The 15946-nt window shown below is 48.2% G+C and carries 15 protein-coding genes; 1 reads left to right on the plus strand and 14 read right to left on the minus strand.

What is annotated here, in order from left to right; genetic code table 11:
• Position 1 precedes the first annotated feature (1 nt).
• From purM to fbaA, 11 genes are read right to left on the minus strand one after another with little or no spacing between them, the layout of a single operon-like run.
• Positions 2-1060, minus strand: coding sequence for a phosphoribosylformylglycinamidine cyclo-ligase (gene purM, locus A1sIIB76_RS06200; protein ID WP_095697250.1), 1059 nt, complete (start codon positions 1058-1060; stop codon positions 2-4).
• Positions 1060-2532 (minus strand): amidophosphoribosyltransferase, encoded by a 1473-nt coding sequence (gene purF, locus A1sIIB76_RS06205; RefSeq protein ID WP_095697251.1) that lies wholly within the window; start codon positions 2530-2532, stop codon positions 1060-1062. Before purF ends, purM begins: the two co-directional genes overlap by 1 nt.
• Positions 2529-2825: a sterol carrier family protein gene (locus tag A1sIIB76_RS06210; RefSeq protein WP_095697252.1), complete on the minus strand. Its 297-nt coding sequence runs from the start codon at positions 2823-2825 to the stop codon at positions 2529-2531. Before A1sIIB76_RS06210 ends, purF begins: the two co-directional genes overlap by 4 nt.
• Positions 2826-2831: 6 nt before the next feature.
• The gene (purL, locus tag A1sIIB76_RS06215) at positions 2832-5063 is read right to left on the minus strand and encodes a phosphoribosylformylglycinamidine synthase subunit PurL (RefSeq protein ID WP_095697253.1); all 2232 of its coding nucleotides are present in this window, start codon (positions 5061-5063) and stop codon (positions 2832-2834) included.
• Complete coding sequence (gene purQ / locus A1sIIB76_RS06220; protein ID WP_095697254.1) at positions 5063-5731, minus strand: phosphoribosylformylglycinamidine synthase subunit PurQ; 669 nt, start codon at positions 5729-5731, stop codon at positions 5063-5065. Before purQ ends, purL begins: the two co-directional genes overlap by 1 nt.
• 5 nt (positions 5732-5736) lie before the next feature.
• Complete coding sequence (gene purS, locus A1sIIB76_RS06225; RefSeq protein ID WP_095697255.1) at positions 5737-5982, minus strand: phosphoribosylformylglycinamidine synthase subunit PurS; 246 nt, start codon at positions 5980-5982, stop codon at positions 5737-5739.
• Positions 5983-6003: 21 nt separating this feature from the next.
• Positions 6004-6885: a phosphoribosylaminoimidazolesuccinocarboxamide synthase gene (locus A1sIIB76_RS06230; protein WP_095697256.1), complete on the minus strand. Its 882-nt coding sequence runs from the start codon at positions 6883-6885 to the stop codon at positions 6004-6006.
• A complete protein-coding gene (purB, locus tag A1sIIB76_RS06235; protein ID WP_095697257.1) occupies positions 6882-8303 on the minus strand; it encodes an adenylosuccinate lyase in 1422 nt (473 codons plus the stop codon). Before purB ends, A1sIIB76_RS06230 begins: the two co-directional genes overlap by 4 nt.
• Positions 8304-9548 (minus strand): phosphoribosylamine--glycine ligase, encoded by a 1245-nt coding sequence (gene purD / locus A1sIIB76_RS06240; protein WP_095697258.1) that lies wholly within the window; start codon positions 9546-9548, stop codon positions 8304-8306. It lies immediately after the preceding gene.
• Between the two features lie 3 nt (positions 9549-9551).
• Entirely contained in the window at positions 9552-10835 is a 1284-nt protein-coding gene (locus A1sIIB76_RS06245; protein ID WP_095697259.1) for an adenylosuccinate synthase, read from the minus strand.
• A gap of 32 nt (positions 10836-10867) precedes the next feature.
• The gene (gene fbaA, locus A1sIIB76_RS06250; protein ID WP_095685082.1) at positions 10868-11902 is read right to left on the minus strand and encodes a class II fructose-bisphosphate aldolase; all 1035 of its coding nucleotides are present in this window, start codon (positions 11900-11902) and stop codon (positions 10868-10870) included.
• 395 nt (positions 11903-12297) lie between these two features.
• On the opposite strand from fbaA, the gene acs reads away from it, so the two are divergent.
• On the plus strand, positions 12298-14262 hold the full coding sequence (gene acs, locus A1sIIB76_RS06255; RefSeq protein WP_095697260.1) for an acetate--CoA ligase: 1965 nt from the start codon (positions 12298-12300) through the stop codon (positions 14260-14262).
• On the opposite strand, the gene A1sIIB76_RS06260 is transcribed toward acs, so the two are convergent.
• Genes A1sIIB76_RS06260 through nth form a run of 3 tightly spaced genes read right to left on the minus strand, consistent with a single transcriptional unit; the run spans position 14246 to position 15932 of the window.
• The gene (locus A1sIIB76_RS06260) at positions 14246-14716 is read right to left on the minus strand and encodes a CvpA family protein (protein WP_095694020.1); all 471 of its coding nucleotides are present in this window, start codon (positions 14714-14716) and stop codon (positions 14246-14248) included. The two genes, acs and A1sIIB76_RS06260, sit on opposite strands and share 17 nt — an antisense overlap.
• Entirely contained in the window at positions 14713-15237 is a 525-nt protein-coding gene (locus A1sIIB76_RS06265) for a TlpA disulfide reductase family protein (RefSeq protein ID WP_095697261.1), read from the minus strand. The genes A1sIIB76_RS06260 and A1sIIB76_RS06265 overlap by 4 nt, the downstream gene beginning before the upstream one ends.
• Complete coding sequence (gene nth / locus A1sIIB76_RS06270; RefSeq protein WP_095697262.1) at positions 15234-15932, minus strand: endonuclease III; 699 nt, start codon at positions 15930-15932, stop codon at positions 15234-15236. Before nth ends, A1sIIB76_RS06265 begins: the two co-directional genes overlap by 4 nt.
• Between the last annotated feature and the right edge of the window lie 14 nt (positions 15933-15946).

Raw genomic sequence — 15946 nt, forward strand, 5'->3', positions numbered from 1 at the left:
TTTATCCTTTGTACTCAGAGACCAAGTATGAACGTGGGGCATCATTATCTTGAGCAGGCTCAACGACTCCCGCAATCCAGGCCGACATTCCACGAGCTGCTAGGGAGCGAATAACCAGATCACCAATGGCTGGATCAACGATGGCACTCATGCCGATGCCGCAATTCCAGGTGCGTTCCATATCTGCTTGGGGCACCGATGCACTTTCTGCTAAAAACTGTGTTGCCATAGGTAGTGACCAAGTTGAGCGGTCATATCGCGCACGCAACCCGGCCGGAATAACGCGCGCAGTGTTATCGGCTATTCCCCCACCAGTGATGTGGCTAAAGGTGCGCAACTTTTCTCCTTGAGCCTTAATCAGTGCTAAACAATCAAGTGTGTAAATTTCAGTAGGAGTCAGCAGGACTTCTCCAAGCGTGGCATGTAATCCTTCATACTTTTTATTGAGATCAAGTTTCTGTGAGCTCAGAATGTGGCGAATCAGTGAATACCCATTTGCATGAAAGCCACTTGCCGGCATTGCGATAATCAAATCTCCACTTTTAACTCGCTCGGCACTTAATTGTTTCTCAGCATCGACCACACCGGTTGCCGCGCCTGCAATATCAAACTCATCCTCATCAAGTAGGCCAGGGTGTTCAGCAGTTTCACCACCAATGAGAGCGGTTCCTGACTTCTGGCACCCACGTGCAATTCCGGCAACGATATCTGCAATTCGCTCAGGAATTACTTTGCCAACTGCGATGTAATCAGTCATAAACAAGGGTTCTGCCCCGCAAACAACAAGATCGTCAACAACCATCGCAACCAGGTCTTCACCAATGGTGTCGTACTTTCCTAATTGGCGAGCAATCTCAGTTTTTGTGCCAACGCCATCTGTCGATGTTGCAAGAAGTGGCTGCTTCATGCCTTTGAGCGCAGATGCATCGAAGAGTCCAGCAAATCCGCCAATGCCACCCATTACCTCTGGGCGTGAAGCGCGCGCAATAGATGCCTTCATTAATTCGACTGCGCGATCTCCAGCATCAATATCAACACCAGCATCTTTATATGTTGCCACTACTTGTGAACCTCTGTGATTTCTAGGCGCATCTTTCCTTCAGACATATCTGTTGGGATTGCAATGGGATATTTACCGGAGAAACATGCAGTGCATAACTTATCTTCGGCGACATTTGTGGCTTCAATCAGGCCTGCCTCAGAGACATAGGCAAGTGAATCCGCGCCAATGGAACGGCGAATTTCTTCGACTTCTAAGCCACTAGCAATGAGTTCGGCGCGGGTAGCAAAATCAATTCCATAGAAGCAGGGCCATTTCACAGGTGGGGATGAGATACGAACATGGATTTCCAGGGCTCCAGCTTCGCGCAACATACGAACAAGTGCCCGTTGGGTATTTCCACGGACAATTGAGTCATCGACAACGATGATGCGCTTACCTTCAATGATTTCGCGAAGTGGATTAAGTTTCAAACGAATTCCAAGTTGGCGAATGGTCTGTGATGGCTGGATAAATGTGCGCCCCACATAGGAGTTTTTCACCAGGCCAAGGCCATATGGGATTCCAGATTGCTTTGCATAACCAATTGCTGCTGGTGTTCCAGATTCAGGAACTGGAATAACAAGATCTGCATCCACGGGAGCCTCGATAGCTAAGCGCTGACCAATTCGCCCGCGCACGGCGTGGATACCCTGGCCAGCAATTGTTGTGTCAGGACGAGCTAGATAGACATATTCAAAGATGCAGCCTTTGGGATCAGGTGTTGCCCACATCTGCGAACGAATTCCATCTTCATTGATGGCAAGGAATTCACCAGGTTCAACTTCACGAACAAATGCGGCACCGACAATATCCAGGGCGGCAGATTCAGATGCGACTACCCAACCGCGTTCGAGTTTGCCAATGACAAGTGGTCGAACACCATGGCGATCACGGGCTGCATACAAGGTATGTTCATCCATAAAGACGAGTGAGAATGCACCTTCAAGTTTTGGCAAGACTGCAAGTGCACTTGCCTCCACATTGTTCTCATCTTGCAGACCAATGAGTGCGGTCATGATTTCAGTGTCAGTTGTGGCACCGCGTTCATTCTTTGAAAGGTTTGTCTCTAACTTTTGCACAATTTCAGCAAGAGAGCCGGTATTTGTCAGATTTCCATTATGTGCAAGAGCTAACGTTCCATACTTCGTAGGTCGAAGTGTGGGCTGGGCATTTACCCAGGTACTAGATCCGGTTGTGCTGTAACGACAGTGACCAATGGCAAGATTGCCAACCAGGGAAGCTAGGTCGGTCTCGGTAAATACTTGGGAAACAAGACCCATATCCTTATAAATCAAGATTCTTTCACCATCAGATGTTGCGATACCTGCTGATTCTTGCCCACGATGTTGAAGTGCATACAAACCATAGAAGGTGAGCTTTGCTACCTCTTCACCCGGTGCCCATACTCCGAAAACACCACAGGCATCTTGTGGTCCAAGGTCAGCATCGAGCAGATTGTGATTTAACAATCCATCTGGGCGCCGGCTCATGGCGCAATCTTAAGCGGTAGAAGTGAAGTGAGGTCTGCTCGAACACCTGAGGCAGTAATCAGACCTGCTGCCATTGCATCGGCCCAGGTGCGTTCACCGCGAGCGAGTGCGAGCCAGGTCTGGGCATCCATCTCAATCACATTAGCTGGAGTTCCGCGCGTATGTGTGGGGCCTTCACCACACTGCACTGCGGCATAGGGAGGAACTCGTACTTCTATCGCGCGCCCTGGCGAACGTTCGGTCAGAAGTGCAAGCGTTGCTTTTACTTCTTGAAGAACAACTGGGTCGCGCATAGCTAATTAGCCAAACAACTTCGGAAATGTTTGCGTGTGTGCTGTGTGCAGTTCAGCTAGCGCAATAGCTGCGCCATTGATAACAAGAGCATCTCCACCAGTTACACCAATCTTTGTCAGTGCAATCTTTTGCGCTGCTGCCTCACTTGTGAGTGCATTGGTTTGGGCAGGATCAATTGCCACAACAACGCGACCTGGGCTCTCACTCAACAGTGCAATTCCAACGTTCTCCAATTGGATTGTTGCACCTGTGTGATGGCGCAGCACCATCTCTGTCAGTGTTGCCGCTAAGCCGCCCTGGCTTAAGTCATGAGCTGCAGTAAATATCTTCTTTGTGCGACCAGCCACAAGAAGTTCTATCAGACGCATCTCACGTTGAAGATCTGCAATCGGTGCAATACCGCCACGCTGATTATGCAAATATGCCCATTCGCTTCCAGCCAAGTCTTCCTTTGTTTCACCAAGGAGATAGAGATCAAGGCCAGCGCGATCAAATGACATCGGCGTGCGCGTGCGCACATCATCAATGACACCAAGTACACCAATGACTGGGGTAGGAAGGATTGCAACAGATCCCGTCTGGTTATAAAACGAGACGTTTCCACCGGTAATAGGTAGTCCCATCTCTAAACATCCATCTGCTAACCCGCGCACAGATTCGGCGAATTGCCACATCACACCAGGATCTTCCGGTGAGCCAAAGTTAAGACAGTTGGTCACCGCAAGTGGTTTAGCGCCTGCAGTTGCAATATTTCGTGCTGCTTCTGCCAGAGCTAACTTCGCACCCTGGTAAGGATTTAAGTAAGACCAATTGGCGTTGGCATCTGTTGCAACTGCCACACCCAGATGTGTCTTCTCATCAATACGCACCATTCCGGAATCATCAGGTTGCGATTGAATGGTATTTCCTTGAACATAACGATCGTATTGATTGGTGACCCATGATTTATCTGCCAAATTTGGAGTTACTGCCAACTTCAAAACGGTAGCTTTGATTTCATCTGGCGTTGATGGAATAGGAACGTTGATTACTTCCTTGGCAACCGCATCAATATAGGAAGGTTGTGCCAGTGGACGTTGATAGACCGGTCCATCATGGGCAACTGTGCGAGGTGGGACATCAACAATAAGTTCGCCGTTCCAGGTAATTTCAAGGTGTTTGCCATCGGTGACTTCACCAATCACATTAACTGTGACATCCCATTTCTCGCAGATTTCAAGGAAACGTGCAATCTTGCTTGGCTCCACAATTGCGCACATCCGCTCTTGTGATTCAGACATCAAGATTTCTTCTGGTGAAAGTGATGGGTCGCGCAGCGGAACTTTATCTAACTGCACTTTCATTCCACCTGAACCGCCGGATGCGAGTTCTGAGGTAGCACAAGAAAGTCCCGCACCACCCAAATCTTGAATTCCAACAACGAGATCTTCGGCAAATATCTCAAGTGAACATTCAATCAAGACTTTTTCAACAAAGGGGTCGCCCACCTGAACTGCCGGACGCTTTGCTGGTCCCTTAGATTCAAATGTCTCTGATGCAAGTACAGATACGCCACCGATTCCATCACCGCCGGTTTTTGCTCCGTAAAGAACTACGAGATTTCCGGCACCGGCTGCTTTTGCGAGCTTAATATCGCTATGTTTCATGACGCCTACGCAGAGGGCATTGACCAGTGGGTTTCCAATATATGTTTCATCAAAGACAACTTCGCCACCAATATTTGGCAAACCTAAGCAGTTTCCATATCCACCAACACCAGCAATGATTCCAGGTAGTACGCGACGAGTATCTGGTGCATCTGCTGGTCCAAAACGAAGTGGATCCATGATTGCAATTGGCCGTGCACCCATTGTAAGAATGTCACGCACGATTCCACCCACACCGGTGGCAGCGCCTTGATATGGCTCGATAAATGATGGGTGGTTATGAGATTCAATTTTAAAAGTTACGGCATAGCCTTGTCCGACATCAACAACGCCAGCATTTTCACCAATACCAACCAGGAGCGCATCACTTTTGACTGCCTTCTCACCAAATTGCTTCAAGTGAACTTTTGATGATTTATACGAACAGTGTTCAGACCACATCACTGAATACATGGCTAGCTCTGAGGAAGTGGGGCGCCGTCCTAGAATCTTTTTAATGCTTGCATATTCATCTGCTTTCAACCCAAGTTCTGCAAAAGGTTGAGTTGCATCTGGATTAGCTTGGGCAATTGCAACGGTATCAAGTGCCATTAGCCCACCAAGGTTTTCAATACTGAAGTAAAGAAGCCCAAACCATCTGCTGATGGTCCGGTCAGTGAATCAATTGCATGTTCTGGGTGGGGCATCAGACCAACAACATTTCCACGTGCATTAGTGATGCCGGCAATGAGATTGCGAGATCCATTTGGATCTTCACCGACATATCGCGCAATGATGCGACCTTCACCTTCTAGCTCTGCCAGGGTCTTGTCATCGCACATATATGCGCCTTCGCCATTTTTTAGCGGGATTAGAATTTCTTGACCTTGGGTATAGGAAGAAGTCCATGCAGTGTTTGTATTTTCAATCTTAAGTTTCTGGTCGCGACATAAGAAATGTAGCTCGTGATTACGTGTGAGTGCCCCCGGAATCAAATGCGCTTCGGCAAGTACCTGAAAGCCGTTACAGATACCGAGAAGCGGCATCCCGCCATTAGCTGCATCAATGATGGGCTCCATCACTGGCGAAAAGCGCGAGATCGCACCGCAGCGAAGATAATCACCGTAGGAAAAACCGCCGGGAAGAATGACTGCATCTACCCCTTTTAAATCGGCGTCGTTATGCCACAAAGATATGGCTTCCCCACCTGCGTGACGAACTGCGCGGGCCGCATCTCGATCATCAAGCGTGCCTGGAAAAGTAACAACACCTATTTTCATAACTTCTACTTCTCCACTCGCACTGTGAAGTTTTCAATCACTGGATTTGATAACAATTTTTCGGCTGCCTTCTCAACTTCGGCCAACTGTGATGGCGTTGGATCCCCATCTACCTCTATTTCAAATCGCTTTCCTTGTCTGACATCTTTGGCAAAGCTAAATCCAAGTCGTGGAAGGGCAGCAGCAACGGCCTTTCCTTGTGGGTCAAGAATTTCGGGCTTTAACATCACATCAACCACGATCTTTGCCATTTTTATCTCCCTAGTTTTCGCTTAGAACTTACTGCCGGTAATTCGTTCATATGCATCTTGATAACGTGCTGCTGTCTTCGCAACAATTTCTGCTGGTAGCTCTGGTGGCGCAGATTTCTTATCCCAGCCACTAGCAGTTAACCAATCACGTACAAATTGTTTATCAAAAGAAGGTTGTGATTTTCCAGGAGCCCAACCATCAGATTCCCAAAATCTTGATGAATCTGGAGTGAGAGCTTCATCTCCTAGTGTAATTTCACCCGCCATATTAATTCCAAATTCAAATTTAGTATCTGCCAAAATGATGCCACGCCCGCGTGCGAAATCGGCTGCAGTGTCATAGAGAGCAAGAGTAAGCCGGCGAAGATCTTCGGCTGCTTCTGCCCCGACTATTTTGCTCGCGCTCTGGAAATCTATATTGATATCGTGATCACCTACTTCAGCCTTTGTTGCTGGCGTGAAAATGCTTGCTGGCAGGGCTGAACCATCTAATAACCCTGCTGGAAGTGGATTTCCACACACTTCTTGGTTGATTTTGTATTCCACCAGCCCGCTGCCGGTCAGATATCCACGGCCCACACATTCAATGGCAAACATTTCAAGCGGTTGCACAATAACTGCGCGATCAGCAACAGATTCGGGTACCTCATCAGAGATGACATGGTTAGGAACGATGTCGGCAAGTAATTCAAACCAGAAGAGTGAGAGCTGAGTCAGGATTGCACCCTTATTAGGAATAGTTGTTGGCAATACCCAATCGAAAGCTGAAATGCGATCAGATGCCACAAGCAGAATTTCGCCCGATTCATTTGAATATAAGTCGCGGACTTTTCCGGTGCGAAGGTGGTTCCAACCCTCAATCGATGGTGCTGGCGGCGGGCCAGCTACACCGAAGCCGCTCACCGAATAGAGCCGGGCTTGTACTGCGCAGCGGCAGGGTGCGCGGATGAAATCGCCTCAATGCGACTCACAACTCGAGCAACTTGTTGGCGAGCATCGCCAGTAAATTCAAGTGGATTTCCAATGAGTGCATCGAGTGCTGCTCTGTCGAATGGAATGCGATTATCTTGTGCAATCGCATCAAGGAAATTATTTTGCTTTCCTTCGCGCATTCCTAGTGCTGCCGCAACTGCATGTTCCTTAATCACTTCATGTGCAACTTCGCGACCGACTCCTGCTTTTACTGAAGCCATCAAAATCTTTGTTGTCGCTAAGAACGGCAAGTATCTTTCTAGCTCTGCCGCAATAATGGCCGGGAATGCACCAAACTCATTCAGGACTGTGAGCATGGTTTCAAGTAGCCCATCGATAGCATAGAACGCATCAGGTAGGGCGACTCGGCGAACAACGCTGCATGAAACATCGCCTTCATTCCATTGATTGCCAGCGAGTTCAGAGACCATCGATGCATATCCGCGAAGAATGACAGTGAGTCCATTTACTCGTTCGCATGAACGGGTATTCATCTTGTGTGGCATGGCAGATGAGCCCACTTGTCCGGCCCTAAAGCCTTCAGTGACAAGTTCAGCACCAGCCATCAGTCGAATGGATGTAGCAAGCGAGGAAGGAGAAGCCGCAATTTGAACAAGAGTTGTTACTACATCGTAATCAAGTGAGCGCGGATAGACCTGACCAGTTGAATCTAATACCCGGTTGAAACCAAGTTCAGCTGCGATAGCAGATTCCAGTTTCTGATGGGCTTCGGTTGAACCCAAGAGATCAATCGAATCTTGCGCTGTTCCAACTGGACCTTTAATTCCGCGCATGGGATAGCGATCTTGAAGAGAGACAAGTCGTTCATAGGCAAAGAGAAGTTCTTCCGCCGCTGATGCAAAACGCTTCCCCAGAGTTGTTATCTGTGCTGGAACATTATGTGAGCGCCCAGCAATGGGTTGGTCCGAGTACAGCGCTGCTTTTGCAGCAAGTGCGGCAAGGAGTGCGACTGTCTTATTGTGAACAATCGAAAGTCCATTGCGAACTTGAAGTGCTTCAATATTTTCGGTCAGATCACGACTGGTCATTCCGGCATGGATTGCTTCGTGGCCAGAAAGTGCGTTAAATTCTTCGATACGGGCTTTGACATCGTGGCGAGTGATCTTCTCGCGGGCATCGATAGATGCTAGATCTACTTTTGATATAACTTTTTCATAATCTGCGATTACTGAGTCAGCAATCACATGCCCTAGCTTTGCTTGCGCCTTGGCTACTGCAATCCAGAGTTTGCGTTCAGCAATGATTTTTTCTTCGGGCGCAAAGACTTTGCGCATCTCGGCGGATGCATAACGATTAGCTAATACGCTCACTGGTGCATTCTCCTCCATTTAATTGCCCTTCTCTGCCACCGACGCATTAAGTGCGATATCGCTGCGGTAGAAAGAGCCTTCGAGTGCAATCTGTGAGATGACTCGATATGCGCGGTCCCGAGCTTCGGTGAGATCAGCGCCCATTCCGGTAATTGTCAGCACCCGGCCGCCACTTGAGAGTAGCGATGCTCCGTTCTGTGTTGTGCCAGAGTGAAAAATCTGGGTTTTCTCAACTGTGGGTTTTAATGTGATGACTCCGCCCGTCTTGGGTGATTCCGGATATCCGCCAGCTGCAAGTACAACAGTGACGGCGCTTTCATCACGCCAGTGCAGAACTTCATCATCTAGATCATCGGTAGCAGCCTTATAGAGAAGTGTGGCCAGCGGTGTTACCAATCGTGGAATAAGTACTTGTGTTTCCGGATCTCCAAAACGCGCATTAAATTCAATCACTCGGATTCCATCATCGGTCAGCGCTAACCCGGCATAGAGCAGCCCCACAAAGGGAGTCCCCCGCGCTGCCATCTCGGCAATCATGGGCGCTAATACTTTCTCATAGGTTTCTTCAACGATGTCATCCGGTGCCCAGGCAAGTGGCGAGTATGCCCCCATGCCTCCGGTGTTTGGTCCCAGATCGCCATCGAAGGCGCGTTTGAAATCTTGCGCAGGTTGCATCGGTAAAATGTTTCGGCCATCTGAAATTCCAAAGAGTGAAATTTCTGGGCCAGCTAAATATTCTTCAATAACAACACGGGTGCATGTAAGCGCATGCGCCAGTGCGACATCGCGATCACTGGTGACCACCACTCCCTTACCTGCGGCAAGGCCATCATCTTTAACAACATAGGGCGCACCAAAATTGTCGAGTGCTATCTCTATCTCTGATTGCTTAGTACAAGTAAAACTATGCGCAGTGGGAACTCCAGCATCGCGCATGACCCCTTTTGCGAAATCTTTAGAACCTTCAAGTTGCGCTGCGGCCTTTGAGGGACCAAAGACGGCAAAACCAGCGCTGCGCAATACATCTGCAACACCATTAACAAGTGGAACTTCTGGGCCAATGACTACTAAATCAACTTCTAACTTCGTAGCTAACTCGCAGATTGCATCATTATCTGTCACAGCAACTGGATGAATTGTGGCAATAGTTGCAATGCCAGGATTTCCTGGTGCTACATGGAGTTCGGTACATGCTGTATCTGCCTGTAGTCCTAGTGCGAGTGCGTGCTCACGGCCGCCGCTTCCGACTAGGAGGATTTTCATGGCTTAGATGAAATCCTTCACAACAATTGTTTGAGTGCGCCCGGGACCAACGCCGATGGCGCTCATTGGTGCACCAGAAATCTTTTCCAGGAAGCTCACGTAATCCTGCGCGTTCTTAGGCAGATCGCTCAACTTCTTAGCGCCAGAGATATCTTCTTTCCACCCTGGCAAATATTCATAGATTGGTTTTGCATGGTGAAAATCTGTTTGTGACGCAGGAAGTTCCTCAACGCGCTTACCATCGATTTCATATGCAACACAGACTGGAATTTGTTCCCATCCAGTTAATACATCGAGTTTGGTCAAGAAGAAATCGGTGAGTCCATTGACTCGCACCGCATAGCGGGCGATAGGTGCGTCATACCAACCGCATCGGCGTGCACGGCCCGTTGTCACACCGACTTCACCGCCAATGGTGCGTAGCTTCTCACCGTCTTCATCGAAGAGTTCTGTTGGAAATGGACCTGACCCAACGCGAGTTGTGTAAGCCTTAACAATTCCAATGACGCGATCAATCTTTGTTGGTCCGATTCCTGATCCTGTACATGCACCGCCCGCGGTTGGGTTAGATGAAGTAACAAATGGGTAGGTTCCATGATCGACATCAAGGAGCGTTCCTTGCGAACCTTCAAGAAGTACTCGTTTGCCAGCTTTGAGCGCGTTATCAAGCAGCAACACAGTATCTGCGACGTAAGGGCGCAAAATCTCGGCGTAACGTAAATACTCTTCTAATACTTCATCGACCTCAATATCTTTCCGGTTGAAAACCTTGATCAGAACTTGGTTCTTATCGCGTAGCGCTGCTTCTAGCTTCTGACGAAGAATTGATGGATCAAATAGATCTTGTACACGAATTCCAATGCGGTTGATCTTGTCAGCATAGGCCGGACCAATTCCACGACCAGTTGTACCAATCTTTGATTTGCCTAGAAAACGCTCAGAGACTTTATCGATGGTGCGGTGGTAAGGAGTAATCAGATGTGCGTTCGTTGATATCACTAACTTGCTGCAATCAATTCCGCGTTCGGTCAGCCCTTTAATTTCTTCAAGTAATACACCTGGGTCAATAACAACACCATTGGCAATAACTGGAATTACATTGGGCGAAAGAATTCCAGAAGGCAGGAGGTGCAAGGCGTACTTCTGATCGCCGATAACAACTGTGTGACCTGCATTGTTTCCACCTTGATAGCGAACAACGTAATCAACGCGATCGCCCAACAAGTCGGTAGCTTTACCCTTGCCCTCATCGCCCCACTGAGCTCCCAGCAGTACTAATGCAGGCATGGATAAAGCCTTTCCGACTCGTTGTTAGGTTGTTATTTAAGTAGTGATGTGCCGGTGGAGCGAAGGTCTTCACATGCTACGCCAACGCGTGCTGCGATTCCCGCTTCTGCCGCTTTGCCCCACGCACGTGGGTCGTAGGCCTTCTTATTTCCCACTTCGCCGTCAATCTTTAAGACACCATCGTAATTCTTCATGATGTGGTCAACGACTGGGCGGGTAAAGGCGTACTGGGTATCGGTATCAACATTCATCTTGATCACGCCGTAATCAAGTGACTCGCGAATCTCTGAAAGTAGTGAGCCAGAGCCGCCATGAAAGACGAGATCCATAGGCTTACTTCCAGCAGGTAAACCAAGCTTTGCCGCAACTGCCTCTTGCAAAGTCTTTAGAATCTTTGGCTGCAATACAACGTTTCCTGGCTTATATACACCGTGCACATTTCCAAATGTTGCTGCCACCATGTACCGAGCTTTTGCATCTGTGCCGAGAGTTTCAATAGTGAGAAGGGCATCTTCTGGAGTTGAGTAGAGCTTTGCATCATGCTTTGCCTCGATGCCATCTTCTTCTCCGCCCACGACGCCAATTTCAATTTCAAGCACGGTGCGAGCTGCAACAGATTTATCAAGAAGTTCGCGAGCGACCTTCATATTCTCTGGCATATCAACAGCTGATCCATCCCACATATGTGAGTTAAATAGTGGCTGCTTGCCTTCTTTAATTCGCTGCGCACCGAATTCAAGAAGCGGACGCATGAATCCATCTAGCTTCTCTGCTGGGCAGTGATCTGTGTGAATACCAATATTGACTTTGTAATTCTTGGCCACCACATGGGCGAACTCTGCTAGCGCTACTGCGCCATCAACCATGTGCTTTACCGTTGAACCGGAGGCGTATTCGGCTCCGCCCCAAGAAAATTGAATAATTCCATCGGATTCTGCTTCGGCGAAACCACGAATTGCTCCGATGATTGTTTGTGATGAGGAAACGTTGATTGCTGGATAAGCAAATGATCCCGCTTTCGCGCGGTCTAACATTGCTGCATAAACTTCAGGGGTTGCTATTGGCATCTGAGGCTCCCAAGTGAGTGAGTAGAACTGGTGTAAACGCATCGACGCGGCACTGGGTCTTTGTCAGGCTTACGCCTAATCCAACCACCTACCCCCGCGTAAGAAAAATCGACTCACTTACTACGCGGGAGCAGCTGCAGGCGGTAAACCCCCTACGGGTGGAGGAGTTTCTGCAGGTAGGCGATCAGCCCTGCTATGAGGGCGGGGTTGCCGAGGATTTTGAGCAGAATTGTAATGATGGCTGCGATTGTCATAATTTTCCTTTCATATTTCAGATGGATGTGGCGATAGCTGCGAATCATCAGCCTTCATCGATAAGAAATGGGACTCAATCTGGCGCTCTGTTGATAAATACCGCTAGAAAAATCTCCTGACAAAGGAGTAATCTCGCGTATATGAGTGGCAATTCTGAATCACTAGAAAATCTCTCCACCGAAAATAGAACTTTTCCTCCATCAAGTGCTTTTGCTGCCCAAGCAAATGCAGGGGCTGACCTCTACGCACACGCTGATAAAGATCGCTTAGCTTTCTGGGATGAGCAGGCCAGTGCTCTGAATTGGCATAAGAAATGGGATAAGACGCTGCAATGGGATTCACCCTTTGCGCAATGGTTTGTTGGTGGCGAGATTAATGCGAGCGTTAACGCAGTAGATAGACATGTTGCCGAAGGTAATGGTGATCGCATAGCTTTTCATTTTGAGGGCGAACCTGGCGACACTCGAACTATTTCTTATGCACAACTACTTGCCGATGTTAGTAAAGCTGCTAATGCTCTGACTGAAATTGGAATCAACTCAGAAGATCGTGTTGCGATTTACATGCCACTCATTCCAGAAGCAATCATTGCCATGCTGGCATGTGCCCGTATTGGCGCAATTCACTCTGTTGTCTTTGGTGGATTCTCCGCCGACGCGCTCCTATCTCGCATTCAAGATGCCGATGCCACATTAGTCATCACAGCAGATGGTGGTTTTAGAAAAGGTTCAGCATTTGCCCTTAAACCACTTGTAGATGAAGCACTGAAAGGTGAGACAAACGTTGCAAATGTCTTAGTGGTAAAGCGCACTGGGCAAGAGACCGCCTGGACTGAAGGCAGGGATATCTGGTGGCATGATCTTGTCGATCGCCAGAACCCAACGCATACCCCAGAGTATTTCGATAGCGAGCACCCTTTATTTATTCTCTACACATCCGGAACAACAGCTAAACCAAAGGGAATTTTTCATACCACCGGTGGCTATCTCACCCAAGCCGCATATACCCACAAGGTTGTTTTTGATATCAAGGCTGAAACAGATATCTATTGGTGCACTGCAGATGTGGGTTGGATTACCGGCCATACCTACATGGTCTATGGACCGCTAATTAATGGTTGCACCCAAGTTATTTATGAAGGTACACCTGATACGCCACACAAAGGTCGCATCTTTGAAGTTATCGAAAAGTATGGCGTCACTATTTTGTATACAGCACCAACGCTCATTCGCACCTGGATGAAGTGGGGCGATGAATTTCCTAATAAGTTTAATCTCACAACACTTCGCCTACTCGGTTCTGTCGGTGAACCAATTAATCCGGAAGCATGGATGTGGTACCGCGAAGTTATTGGTGGCAGTAACTGCCCAATCGTTGATACCTGGTGGCAGACTGAAACTGGGGCGATCATGATCTCCCCTCTTCCAGGTGTGACTGCCACAAAACCTGGATCTGCAATGCGGCCATTACCCGGTATCAGCGCGAAAGTTGTTGATGACAAAGGTGTAGAAGTTGGAAATGGACATGGTGGTTACCTCATCCTTGATCAACCATGGCCATCAATGTTGCGCGGTATCTGGGGTGAAACTGAACGTTATAAAGAAACCTACTGGTCTCGTTTTCCAGGAATTTACTTTGCCGGCGATGGTGCCAAGCTCGATGATGACGGTGCTATCTGGCTTATGGGTCGAGTCGATGATGTGATGAATATTTCTGGCCATCGCATATCTACTACTGAAGTTGAATCGGCACTTGTCTCCCACGAGGCAATCGCTGAGGCTGCCGTCGTTGGCGCAGCTGATGAACTTACCGGTCAGGCAATTGTTGCCTTCGTTATTTTACGAGGCGGAACAGCCCATGCCGATGGTGATGCACTCGTAAAGGAGCTACGCAACCACGTTGCTAAAGAAATTGGGGCTATTGCAAAGCCTCGTCAGATCATGGTGGTCAATGAACTTCCTAAGACCCGAAGCGGCAAGATTATGCGAAGGCTGTTAAAAGATGTTGCTGAAAATCGTGCGGTAGGTGATGCAACAACTCTGGCAGATCCCAATGTGATGAAGTTGATTTCTGAAGGTTTGAAAACTTCTAAAGACGAGGATTAGAAAGAACCTTCTCTACCTCTTTACGAATATCAGCAATCACCTCAGGTGCGTGGTTACTGACCTGCAGATAGAAGCGGCTCTCAGATACTGAGTTCTGCCCTGCTGGCCATGGCGCCCACAATAAAATTGTGCCAATTACATAGAAGAGAAGAACATACTTACCAACTTCAAATGCACTCCCAATCAGCGAATCTGCCAGCCGAAGTGGTCCGCGAATAACGGTGACCTTAAGGCCTTTAGCAATCTGCGTTCCTACAAAAGCAGCTCCGTAGGCACCGACGATGATTGCGATGATGAGCCAACCTGATTGATCGTATTTAACAACTAGATACATCGCACCTACGCCACCAGCGATGAAGAATATTGTTCTAATAACTGTAGTGACCAGGCCGTTCTTATAACCGTTAAAGAATGCACCAATGGCAACAAGTGCGAAGATAAGATCAAAAATCATTTCACTCCCAAATACTTTATCGCTGCTAGCTCAATCTCTTCGGTGGACTTAAATGGTCCGTATTTCTTGTATACAACTGTGCCAGATTCATCTACCAGCCAGGTTACAGGCACGCCCATACCAAATTTGCCACGAGTCGCACCAGTTGCATCATAAAGAATGGGCCATGAAATTCCGTGGCTTTGAACAAACTTTCTTACGCTCTGCTGGTTCTTCTCTTCCACGGCAATTCCCACTAGATCGACTTGGTCGCTGTATTTAGCTAAGAAGTGAGCGAGGTGCGGTAACTCTTGCTTACAAGGTTCACACCACGTGCCCCACACATTGATTAGCGCTGGCCCGCGAATGGAATCGGCAGCGATTGCGCTACCGCCACCAAGACACTCCAGAGGTTCACCTGTTCCACTTTCGACCTTTATTTTTTCACAATCCACCACTACGCCTTTAACTTGAATAGGTTCTATGGAAGAGCAAGCGGTGAGAGCCAAAAGAAGTACAAAGAGTCCAGAGAGTTTCTTCATCTGAAATCCTTCTCCGTCTTCACCAGTAACTTCGCCTTTGCTTTATCCATTTCACCAATTCCAAATGATGGGCAAATCTTTGCGACCGGACATGCACCACACGCTGGTTTACGAGAATGACAAATACGCCGGCCATGCCAAATCATTCGTTGAGAAAGATTCGTCCATTCTTTCTGCGGGATGAGTGCACCGACTTCATGCTCAACTTTGACGGAATCCTTCGATGTTGTCCAAGCAAAGCGTCGCGATAACCGGCCAAAGTGGGTATCTACAGTAATTCCTGGAATACCAAATGCGTGTCCGAGTACGACGTTGGCAGTCTTTCTTCCCACACCAGGCAAGGTAACGAGCTCTTCAATAGTGGCCGGAACTTTCCCATCGAAATCTTCAACAAGTTTGGTTCCGAGGCCTTTGAGATGCCTTGCCTTTGCATGGTAAAAACCAGCAGAAAAAATGTACTCTTCAATTTCAGCAAGTGGTGCTCGCGCGTAGTCTTTCGCCTTCTTATATTTTTTAAAGAGTGCTGGCGTCAGGGTATTAATTCTCCTGTCGGTGCATTGCGCTGATAGAACAACTGCCACAGTTAACTCAAGCGGGTTTGTAAAATCTAACTCGCAGCGTACCTCTGGGTAGGTCCTGGTCAAGATCCGATAGATAGCGCGAGCGTTACTTCGAGTTTCGCTATCGGCGGCCATGCGAGTAAACTACC

Origin of the sequence: Candidatus Planktophila versatilis, from assembly GCF_002288265.1 — a bacterium.
Classification (GTDB): domain Bacteria; phylum Actinomycetota; class Actinomycetes; order Nanopelagicales; family Nanopelagicaceae; genus Planktophila; species Planktophila versatilis.

Coding starts and splice junctions, on each gene's coding strand:
- A1sIIB76_RS06210 (WP_095697252.1), bottom strand. CDS start 2,825: ATGCGCGACCCAGTTGTTCTTCAAGAAGTAAAAGCAACGCTTGCACTT.
- A1sIIB76_RS06265 (WP_095697261.1), bottom strand. CDS start 15,237: ATGAAGAAACTCTCTGGACTCTTTGTACTTCTTTTGGCTCTCACCGCT.
- acs (WP_095697260.1), top strand. CDS start 12,298: ATGAGTGGCAATTCTGAATCACTAGAAAATCTCTCCACCGAAAATAGA.
- purB (WP_095697257.1), bottom strand. CDS start 8,303: ATGGAGGAGAATGCACCAGTGAGCGTATTAGCTAATCGTTATGCATCC.
- A1sIIB76_RS06245 (WP_095697259.1), bottom strand. CDS start 10,835: ATGCCTGCATTAGTACTGCTGGGAGCTCAGTGGGGCGATGAGGGCAAG.
- purD (WP_095697258.1), bottom strand. CDS start 9,548: ATGAAAATCCTCCTAGTCGGAAGCGGCGGCCGTGAGCACGCACTCGCA.
- purQ (WP_095697254.1), bottom strand. CDS start 5,731: ATGAAAATAGGTGTTGTTACTTTTCCAGGCACGCTTGATGATCGAGAT.
- purS (WP_095697255.1), bottom strand. CDS start 5,982: ATGGCAAAGATCGTGGTTGATGTGATGTTAAAGCCCGAAATTCTTGAC.
- nth (WP_095697262.1), bottom strand. CDS start 15,932: ATGGCCGCCGATAGCGAAACTCGAAGTAACGCTCGCGCTATCTATCGG.
- purF (WP_095697251.1), bottom strand. CDS start 2,532: ATGAGCCGGCGCCCAGATGGATTGTTAAATCACAATCTGCTCGATGCT.
- fbaA (WP_095685082.1), bottom strand. CDS start 11,902: ATGCCAATAGCAACCCCTGAAGTTTATGCAGCAATGTTAGACCGCGCG.
- purL (WP_095697253.1), bottom strand. CDS start 5,063: ATGGCACTTGATACCGTTGCAATTGCCCAAGCTAATCCAGATGCAACT.
- A1sIIB76_RS06260 (WP_095694020.1), bottom strand. CDS start 14,716: ATGATTTTTGATCTTATCTTCGCACTTGTTGCCATTGGTGCATTCTTT.